This is a genomic window from Chloroflexus islandicus (assembly GCF_001650695.1).
In the GTDB taxonomy this organism is placed as follows: Bacteria; Chloroflexota; Chloroflexia; order Chloroflexales; family Chloroflexaceae; genus Chloroflexus; species Chloroflexus islandicus.
In genome coordinates, this window is sequence record NZ_LWQS01000059.1 from 39,563 (window position 1) to 49,974 (window position 10,412).

General features: G+C 64.6%; 3 protein-coding genes and 1 pseudogene. All 4 read left to right on the plus strand.

Translation table 11 applies throughout. The annotated features are described in order from the left end of the window. Window positions 1–1,052 precede the first annotated feature (1,052 nt). The 4 genes and pseudogenes from A6A03_RS11505 (at window position 1,053) to A6A03_RS11515 (ending at window position 9,481) form a co-directional block, all read left to right on the plus strand. Window positions 1,053–3,890 carry a helicase-related protein gene (locus A6A03_RS11505; RefSeq protein WP_066788161.1) on the plus strand — a complete coding sequence of 946 codons (2,838 nt, stop codon included), beginning with the start codon at window positions 1,053–1,055 and terminating at the stop codon, window positions 3,888–3,890. 1,594 nt (window positions 3,891–5,484) lie between these two features. Then, window positions 5,485–6,603, plus strand: a pseudogene (locus A6A03_RS21100) (Eco57I restriction-modification methylase domain-containing protein); the annotation flags it as partial. Window positions 6,604–8,017: 1,414 nt separating this feature from the next. Beyond that, entirely contained in the window at window positions 8,018–8,335 is a 318-nt protein-coding gene (locus tag A6A03_RS21060) for a four helix bundle protein (protein WP_483772862.1), read from the plus strand. Between the two features lie 630 nt (window positions 8,336–8,965). Then, complete coding sequence (locus tag A6A03_RS11515) at window positions 8,966–9,481, plus strand: hypothetical protein (protein WP_066788168.1); 516 nt, start codon at window positions 8,966–8,968, stop codon at window positions 9,479–9,481. The last annotated feature ends 931 nt before the right edge of the window (window positions 9,482–10,412 follow it).

Consider the following 10,412-nt stretch of genomic DNA (forward strand, 5'->3'; position numbering starts at 1 on the left):
TCTTCGCGCCTTTGCGTTTAACCCCTCTGCGCCTTTGCTCGCTTTGCGCCGTTATGGGGAAATGCCGCTTCCCCTTTGTCATTGCGAGCCGAGCGGTCGGGGCATCACGGCGTGATGCCCGCCGCGAGGCGAAGCAATCCCCCGCGAGCGCGGGATCCCATCACTCATCGGTCAGCCCGCACAGCGGGCTTCGTAAGGGTCGCCCGCCCCTTCAGCGCCTGCCATCCCAGTGCCGGCGCGTGCCGCTACAGCGGGAGATTGCTTCGGTCGGGCGCCACCCAGCGCGGCTGGATGCCGCCGCTCCCTCGCAATGACAGGTGGAACGCAGGGGTGGGGATGGGGGTGGGGGCTAGCAACCCGCACCACGGGCTTCGTACCCCAAGCCCGCCCCTTCAGCGCCTGCCATCCCAGCGCCGGCTCGTACCGCTACAGCGGGAGATTGCTTCGGTCGGGCGCCACCCAGCGCGGCTGGGTGCCGCCGCTCCCTCGCAATGACAGGTGGAACGCGGGCGAGGGGCCGGGGGGGGCAACGCCAAACCGCGCGGGGGCAAAGGGTTGGGGGCGAAGCGCCGCCCCCCCTTTGTCATTGCGAGCCGAGCGTAGGGGCATCACGGTGTGATGCCCGCCGCGAGGCGAAGCAATCTCCCGCGAGCGCGAGACCCCATCACTTACCCATCAGCCCGCGGAGCGGGCTTCGTAATCCTAGCCCGGCCCTTCAGGGCCGGGTTCCTGCCATCCCAGCGCCGGCTCGTACCGCTACAGCGGGAGATTGCTTCGGTCGGGCGCCACCCAGCGCGGCTGGGTGCCGCCGCTCCCTCGCAATGACAGGTGGAACGCGGGCGAGGGGTGTCCCCTCACCCCCAGCCCCTCTCCCACTGGCGCGGGAGAGGGGCGCTGCTGCGTGCCGCCAAACGATGCAACAGCCACCAACAAGAAAGATGTTGTGCGTTTTGTGTCTCTTTGTGGCTATTCACTCCGGCACAGGCCAGTGATTGCGGGCCCCAAGTGTTGTATCATATAACAAACCATCCATACCGTGACGAGATCACCCTATGACCACATCCGCCGCCTTCACACCCGGTTCACTGGTGCGCGCCCGCGGGCGCGAATGGGTCGTCTTGCCCGAATCAACCCCTGACCTGCTCGTCGTGCGCCCGTTGGGAGGGACGGATGATGAGATCACCGGCATCTACCTCCCGCTCGAACCGGTCGAGCCAGCCACCTTTGCCCTGCCCGACCCCGCCCATCCCGGTGATGCGCGCTCGTGCCGGCTGCTGCGCGACGCCGTCCGGCTGGGGTTCCGTTCCAGCGCCGGCCCCTTCCGCTCGTTCGCCCGCATTGCCGTCGAGCCGCGCCCCTACCAGCTCGTGCCGCTGCTCATGGCGCTCAAGCTCGATCCGGTGCGTCTGCTGATCGCCGACGACGTCGGGATCGGCAAGACGATTGAAGCGGCGTTGGTCGCTCGTGAATTGCTCGATCGCGGCGATGCCCAACGCCTTGCCGTGCTCTGCCCGCCCCATCTCGCCGAGCAGTGGCAGACCGAGTTACGCGAGAAGTTTCATCTGGAGGCCGAGCTGGTGCTGCCCGGCACCGCCGCTCGCCTCGAACGGCGCTGCGCCCTCGGCCAGTCGTTGTTTGAAGTCTACGACCACGTGATCGTGTCGCTCGATTTCATCAAGTCCGAGCGCCGCCGCGATGAGTTCTTGCGCACCTGTCCCGATCTCGTGATCGTGGATGAAGCCCACACCTGCGCCTTTAGTCTCGAACGGCGCAGCGGCCAGCATCAGCGCCACGCGCTGGTCAAAGCGCTGGCCGCCGATCGCCAGCGCCATCTCATCCTCGTCACCGCGACGCCGCATAGCGGTGATGAAGCGGCCTTCCGCTCGCTGCTCGCGCTGCTCGATCCCGCGTTCGCCGATCTGCCCGACGACCTGAGCGGCCCGCAGCACGAGGCTCACCGCCGCCGCTTGGCCGCCCATTTCGTCCAGCGCCGGCGCGGCGATATTCGCCACTACCTCCACGCTGATACGCCCTTCCCCCAGCGCGATGACCGCGAAGAGACCTATCGCCTCAGCGAGGGCTATCGCCGGTTGTTCGATCGGGTGCTGCGCTATGCCCGCGAGACGGTGACCGATCCTGCCGGCGGCAATCGCCATCGCCAGCGCGTGCGCTGGTGGTCGGCCCTTGCCTTGCTGCGCGCCTTGGCCTCTAGCCCGGCTGCCGCCGCTGCTACCCTGCGCACCCGCGCCGCCACCGCCGATACCGAGACCGTCGAAGAGGCCGATGCGCTCGGTCGCCGCACGGTGCTCGATCAGATCGATGACGAGAGTAGCGAGGGGATGGATGTCATTCCCGGCAGCGATCCCGGTGAGGATGGCGATGCTTCACCGCTGCGCCGCCGCTTGCTCGATCTGGCCCGTGACGCCGAGGCGTTGCGCGGCGCTGGCGATGCCAAGCTGCAACGGGCAATTGGATTGGTGCGCGAATTGATCGACGACGGCTATCGCCCGATTGTCTTCTGCCGCTTCATCCACACCGCCGAGTATGTCGCTGCCGCCCTCCGCGAGCATCTGCCCAGCGTGACGGTCGAAGCCGTCACCGGCTTGCTGCCCCACGACGAACGCGAAGCGCGGGTGCTGGCGCTGGCTGAGCATCCCAAACGGGTGTTGGTGGCGACCGACTGTCTCAGCGAGGGGATTAATCTGCAACACCACTTCAACGCGGTGCTGCACTACGATCTCTCGTGGAACCCGACCCGCCACGAGCAGCGCGAAGGCCGGGTTGACCGCTTTGGCCAACCCGACCCGACCGTGCGCGTGATCACCTATTACGGCGTGGATAACCAGATTGACGGGATCGTGCTCGATGTCTTGATCCGCAAGCATCGCGCGATTCGCAACGCCTTGGGGGTGTCGGTGCCGGCGCCGATCGACTCGGATGCAGTGGTCGAAGCGATCTTCGAGGGCCTGTTGCTGCGCGGCGGCGTGCCCGCTGCCGGTGCGCAGGCGGCCTTGCCCGGCTTTGCCGAAGCGATGGTTCCGCAGCGTGAAGCGCTGTTCCGCAGTTGGGAAGCCGCTGCCGATCGCGAGAAACGGTCGCGCACGATGTTTGCCCAAGAGAGTTTGAAACCCGATGAAGTGGCCCGCGAACTCGACGCGGCCCGCGCCGCGATCGGCGGCAGCGCCGAGGTCGAGGCGTTTGTCCGCGCGGCAGTGCCGGCGTTCGGCGGTGTGGTGACGCCGGCCAACGGCGTGTTGCGGATCGATCTGCGCGAAGCGCCGCGCCCGCTCAAAGACGCCACTGGCGTGGCTGAGACGCTGGCTGCTCGTTGCACGCTGCCGGTCGCCGACGGCGAGGTCTACCTCAGCCGCACCCATCCGTTTGTCGAAGGGTTGGCGAGTTACGTGCTCGAAAGCGCGCTCGATCCGCTCGGCGCGAGCGTTGCCCGCCGCTGCGGCGCCATGCGCACCCGCGCCGTCGCCACCCGCACCACCCTGCTGCTGCTGCGCCTGCGCCACCACGTCATCACCCGCCGCGCCGCCGGCGAAACCGCCATGCTCGCCGAAGAATGCGTCACCGTCGCCTTCACCGGCGCGCCCGACCGCGCCGTCTGGCTCGATCCCGCCGCCGCCGAAGCCTTGCTCGCCGCCCAACCCGACGCCAATATTACGCCCGACCAAGCCACCCAATTCCTGCGCCGCGTGATCGATCACTTCGACCTGCTCTGGCCGCAGCTCAATCAGGTGGCCCACGACCGCGCCCAACAGGTGCTGGCTGCCCATCGCCGCGTGCGCGACGCCGCCCGCATGCGCGGCGTTACCTACCGTGTCGAACCGCAAACCCCGCCCGATGTGGTGGGGGTGTACGTATTATTGCCGGTGGCGATGTAATGGAATAGCCACAAAAAGATTTTGTGAATTTTACGTCTCTTTGTGGAATAGCCACAAAAAGACACAAAAGCCACAAAAAGATTTTGTGAATTTTGCGTCTCTTTGTGGAATAGCCACAAAAAGACACAAAAGCCACAAAAGATTTTGTGAATTTTGCGTCTCTTCGTGGCTATTCCACAGCCACAAAAGGTTTTTGTGAATTTTGCGTCTCTTCGTGGCTATTCCACAGCCACAAAAGGTTTTTGTGAATTTTGCGTCTCTTCGTGGCTATTCCACAGCCACAAAAGGTTTTTGTGAATTTTGCGTCTCTTCATGGCTATTTCAGCCCGATCTATCCGTCGTCGCTCGCTTGTCTGACAGGATACCGTCTATGCCGACTCGCACCCGCACCCCCTTCACCGCCATCCGCAGCGAAGGCGCGCTCCTGCCGCCCGACTTGCTCCAGCGCATCGCCGATGGCGATCCCACGCTCGGCGGGCTTGACCCGGCAGCCTACCACCTCGTCGCTGGCGAACGCCTCTCCGAGGCGATTAATCGCTCGTGGAGCCGCCTGCTCGGTCTGTGGGAGTCGTTTCGCCACGCTGCCGCTGCGTTGCCTCCCGCTGATCCCGCCACCGGCCTCACCCGCGAACGCTGGTTGCTGCCCCTCTTTGCTGAATTGGGCTATGGCCGTCTCCAACCGGCCAAGGCGGTCGAGGTCAATGGCAAGACGTATCCCATCTCGCACCTGTGGGGCCAGACGCCCATCCACCTCGTCGGCTGCGGCGTCGATCTCGACCGCCGCCAGCCCGGCGTCGCCGGCGCCGCCAAGGCCAGCCCGCATAGCCTGCTCCAAGAAGCCCTCAACCGCAGCGAGGCATGGCAGTGGGGGTTGGTGTCGAACGGCCTCCGCCTGCGCGTGCTGCGCGATACCGTTCATCTCACCCGCCAATCGTACCTTGAGTTCGACCTCGAAGCGATCTTTGCCGGCCAGCTCTACGCTGACTTTGCCCTGCTCTGGCTGATCTGCCACCAGTCGCGGGTCGAAGCGGGGCCGGACGGCGCCTGCTGGCTCGAACGCTGGTCGCAGGTGGCGCAGGCCCAAGGCGCGCGCGCGCTCGATCGGTTGCGCGCCGGCGTCGAGCAGGCGATTGCCGCTCTTGGCCGCGGCTTCCTCGCCCATCCCGCCAACAGCGCCGTGCGCGAGCGGCTGCGCAGCGGCCAGCTCAGCGCCCAAGACTATTACCGCCAATTGTTGCGCTTGGTCTACCGGCTGCTCTTTCTGTTGGTGGCTGAAGATCGCGATGTCCTGCTCGATCCCCATGCCGATCCCGTTGCCCGCCAACGCTACACCCAGTACTACGCCCTCGCCGGCATTCGCCGCTTGGCTGAACGGCGGGCCGGCACCCAGCACGCCGACCTCTACCGGCGGGTGCGGCTGGTGATGCAGTGGCTCGGCGGCGACGGCGCGCCGGCGCTGGCTCTGCCCGCCCTCGGCGGCTGGCTCTTTTCGCCGGCAGCCGTACCCGATCTCGATGCCGCCGAACTGGCCAACCGCGACCTGCTCGCCGCCCTGCGCGCGCTGGCCTTCGTCGAAGATCGCCACGGGCGCCGCATGGTCGATTACCAGCATCTCGGCGCTGAAGAGCTGGGCAGCGTCTATGAGTCGCTGCTCGAACTGCGCCCCGTCCTCAACGTCGATGCCGCCAGCTTCGCGCTCGAAACCCTCAGCGGCCACGAGCGCAAGACCACCGGCAGCTACTACACGCCGAGCAGTCTGATTACCGTCTTGCTGGAGAGCGCGCTCGAACCGGCGCTGGCCGCCGCCGCGCGCCAGCCCAACCCCGAACACGCCATCCTTGCGCTGAAGGTGGTTGATCCGGCCTGCGGCAGCGGCCACTTCCTGCTTGCCGTTGCCCACCGCATGGCCCGCCGCCTCGCCGCCGTCCGCACCGGCGACGAGGAGCCGGCCCCGGAAGCGACCCGCACCGCCTTGCGCGATGTGATCGGGCGCTGTCTCTATGGGGTTGACCTCAACCCGATGGCGGTCGAGCTGTGCAAGGTGAGTCTGTGGCTCGAAGCGCTCGAACCCGGCAAGCCGCTCACCTTCCTCGACCACCATATCCAGTGCGGCAACAGTCTGATCGGGGCGACGCCGGCCCTGCTCGCCGCCGGCATTCCCGACGGCGCGTTCGATCCGGTCAGCGGTGATGACAAGACGGTCTGCCGCGAGTATCGCAAGCGCAACCAGCGCGAGCGCAGCGGCCAGCTCAGTATGTTCGATGCGGCGCAGGCGCCATGGGAGCGGCTGGGGAATCTGGCGACGGCGATGCTGGCCGTCGATGCGCTGCCCGATGCGACAATTGCCGATGCGCGCCGCAAACAAGCCTTGTACGAAGAGATGGTGCGGTCGAGCGGCTACGAGCACGGGCGCTTGCTGGCCGACCTCTGGTGTGCGGCGCTGGTCTGGCCCAAAGTGACCACTGACGCGCTGCCCTACCCGATCACCGAAGAGGTCTTTCGCCGCGCCGAACGCAATCCCTACGATCTGCCCCACTGGCTGCGGGCCGAAGTCGAGCGGCTGGCCAGCCAGTACCGCTTCTTCCACTGGCACCTCGCCTTCCCCGATGTCTTCCGCCCGTGCGCGCCAACCGACCCCGCCGGCAGGCCGCCCGGCTGGACGGGAGGGTTCGATGTGGTGCTGGGCAACCCGCCGTGGGAGATGATCAACCTGATAGAGAAGGAACATTTCGCTGATGTGCCGGAAATTCGCGACGCGCCGACCAAAGCTGCTAGAAAGCGGTTAATGGAGATTTGGCATGCTGGCCACGAGTATCAACGTGCTCGCATGATGCAGTACTATGAAACGTTGTATCGGTCTGAAGCTGAGCGTCGTTTTATCCAAAGCAGTGGCCGTTACTCACTTACTGCGGTGGGCCGGTTAAACACTTACGCCCTTTTTGCGGAACTATCTCGCGATCTGCTCGCGCCGCACGGGCGGGCCGGGATCATCGTGCCGACCGGCATCGCCACCGACGACAGCACCAAAGCCTTCTTCGCCGATCTGGTGCAGCGCGGCCAGTTGGTCAGCCTGTACGATTTCGAGAACCGCGAGAAACTGTTTCCGGCAGTGGATAGCCGCCAAAAATTCTGCCTGCTCACCATCGGCCACACCGCGCAGCCGGCCCGCGTCGCCTTCTTCCTCACCCAGCCGGCCCAGCTCGCCGATGCGCAGCGCGTTTTCACCCTCAGCGCCGATGATCTGGCCCTGCTCAACCCCAACACCCGCACCGCGCCGGTCTTCCGCACCCGCGCCGACGCCGATCTGACCAAAGCCATCTACCAACGCGCGCCGGTGATGGTCAACGAGCGGACGGACGAGAACCCGTGGGGAGTGCGCTTTATGACGATGTTTTCTGCTGCAACTGATAGCCATCTTTTCCATGCTGCGCCGGGGGCCGGGTTGCTGCCGCTGTACGAAGCCAAGCTGCTCCACCAGTTCACCCACCGCTGGGCCACCTACCACGGCGGCGCCAAGCCGGAGACCCGCGACCTGACTGCCGCTGAGCTGGCCGACCCGGCGCTGACGGTCACGCCGCGCTATTGGGTACCCGCCGCCGAAGTTGAGCAGCGGTTAGCCGGACGCTGGGCACGGCAGTGGTTGCTGGGGTGGCGGGATATTACAAGAGCTACTGATGAACGCACGTTCATTGCAACGGTCTTTCCAAGGTACGGAGTAAGTGATACTTTTTTACTCATGTTTCCAGAAGCTGATACTTTGTATACAGCTTGCCTTCTAGCGACGTTGAATAGTCTCACTTTTGACTTTGTTGCTCGACAAAAGATTGCTGGCGTCCACGCTAAATTCTTTACCGTAAAACAACTCCCCGTGCTCCCCCCTGCTGCCTTCACGCCGGACGATCTGGCCTACATCGTGCCGCGGGTGGTGGAACTGGTCTACACCGCGTGGGATATGCGCCCCTTCGCCGTCGATGTGTGGGAGGAGGCAGGCAGTGGGGAGTGGGGAGGAGGGAATAGGGAATGGGGTACAATGGTGCAGCGAGCGATTTGGCAGCGGTGGAGGGAATGCAATGGCAGCGGAGATGCCGATCCGGTCGTACCGGGATCGACGGATTTGGCAAGCAGGAATGAATCTGGCCGAGCAATGTTATTATCTGACGCAGACCTTTCCCGCGCAGGAACGGTATGGCATGATCAGCCAGATCCGGCGCGCGGCGGCGTCGATTCCGGCCAACATCGCGGAGGGCTATGGCCGCGAGAATCGGGGCGAATACCTCCAGTTTCTCAGGATCGCGCAGGGATCATTGAAGGAACTGGAGACCCATCTCTTGCTAGCGGAGCGTTGCCGCATCACCGGCAGCCAACCGATCGCGCCGATCTTGACCCAGTGCGAGGAGTTGGGCAAGATGCTGCACACGCTGATCCGGCGTCTTCAGCACACCTAACCCTATCTCCCCACTCCCTATCTCCCCACTCCCCCCCGCCGCCCTTCCGCTGGAACGAGGAGCGGCGCGCGCTCATCCGCGCCGAACTCGATGCCCGCATTGCCCGGCGCTACGGCCTCAGCCGCGACGAACTGCGCTACATCCTCGACCCCGCCGATGTCTACGGCCCCGCCTTCCCCGGCGAAACCTTCCGCGTGCTCAAAGACAACGAACTGCGCCGCTACGGTGAATACCGCACTCGCCGGCTCGTGCTCGAGGCGTGGGATCGGGAGCCACACGCCTAAATCACCGCAATGCCGATACGGGTCAGTACTTTGCTATGGTTTCCAGTACTTGACAATACCTATCGACCGTGTTATAATCTCAATGCGTACAATTGTTGCGCGTGCTGATTTTTGTTGACTTCTTCTTACTCTCCGTAATCCCCTCTTTGTTGCGTGTAAATTCCCGTTAGTGTCTGTACCTTCTTTGTACCGCAGTATCCCCTCTTTGTTTTGCTACGATTCGTAATTTTTACGAACCGATACAAGTGATGGCTGTCGGCATCGTGCCGGCATTGGCAGCCCTCGTATCCCGTAGGTCTTGCTGGCATTGTGCCGGCAAGACCGATAGCGCGGCCAAGGAGGTACCATGACCGAACTCGACGCCGGGACACCGCTCCTGTTCGCCCTTGGAATCACGGTGGACTGGTACACCGTGGTTCGTGTTGTGATCGAGATAATACGCTTCGTGCGGGAGCAATGGGGCCAACAATCTGCACCCCAGCCGCCGTCTTCGTTCGTTATTTGCATGCAACTGGAGAAAACCATTGCCAGACGTGGAGCGCACAATATCGTAGGTCTTGCTGTCATTGTGCCAGCAAGACCGATAGTGCGGTCAAGGAGGGGCGCCATGCTCGATCGCGACGTCGGGACGTCGTTCCTGCTCTCCTTTGGAACCACGGCGGGCCGACCCACCGTGGTTCGTCTTGTGTTCGAGGGGGCATGCTTCGTGCGGGAGCAATGGGGCCACCGTCCCAACTCCACACCGACGATAGTGATCATTCTCACTCAACAGGACAAGACCATTGCCGGACGCCGATCGCATAACCAAGGGGCAAAGAGCAAACGCCGGAAATCTCGCCGGCGAAGACGGTTTCGACCCTGAGCTGACCACGCATCGGTCGCGCAACCCACCAGCTCCGCCGTGACGACCGTAGACGCATACCCACGGTGGGGGATGTTCTCCCCCACCGTGACCGCAATGCGTACTCGCTGAACAACTCCTCATCAACACTGCGAGCCGTGGCCAGCGGTGACAACGAACGCTGGGCGACGGAACTGCGCTGACGGAGGCAACGCTGGCGATGGTTTGGCATTGTGCCTCACCATCGAAGCAGCATGGTGGGCAGCGCGCATCATTGGCTAACCGGTGCGACACAATGCTGCAATATCGCCTCATCCAGACCTCATGCCGGTCTGTTCCGGCGACGCATCTTGTGCTGGCGGTCATAGGTGAATACCGCACTCGCCGGCTGGTGCTAGAAGCGTGGGATCGGGATCACCAAACACAACAGGACACGGATTAAGGGGGCAAAGGGTTGGGGCGAAGCGCCGCCCCCCTTTGTCATTGCGAGCCGAGCGGTCGGGGCATCACGGTGTGATGCCCGCCGCGAGGCGAAGCAATCTCCCGCGAGGGCGGGACGCCATCACTCACCGGTCAACCCGCGCAGCGGGCTTCGTAGCCCAAGCCCGGCCCTTTAAGGCCGGGTACCCCGTCCTGCTATCCCAAAGCCGGCTCGTACCGCTAGAGCGGGAGATTGCTTCGGTCGGGCGGCTCCCAGCGCGGCAGGGTGCCGCCGCTCCCTCGCAATGACAGCCGGCAAGCGGGCGAGGGTATACCCTCACCCCCAACCCCTCTCCCACTAACGCGGGAGAGGGGCGCTGCTGCGTTCCACGTAACCGGTGCCTTTCGCGCAGCCACGGCGGCTCCCCCTCGCTCGCCGTCAGGCGGGCGAGGGGGCCGGGGGGGGAGGGCACCTCCCCTCCCCCAGCGGGGGAGGGGGCGGGGGGGGGGGCCAAACACAAAGACGCAAAGG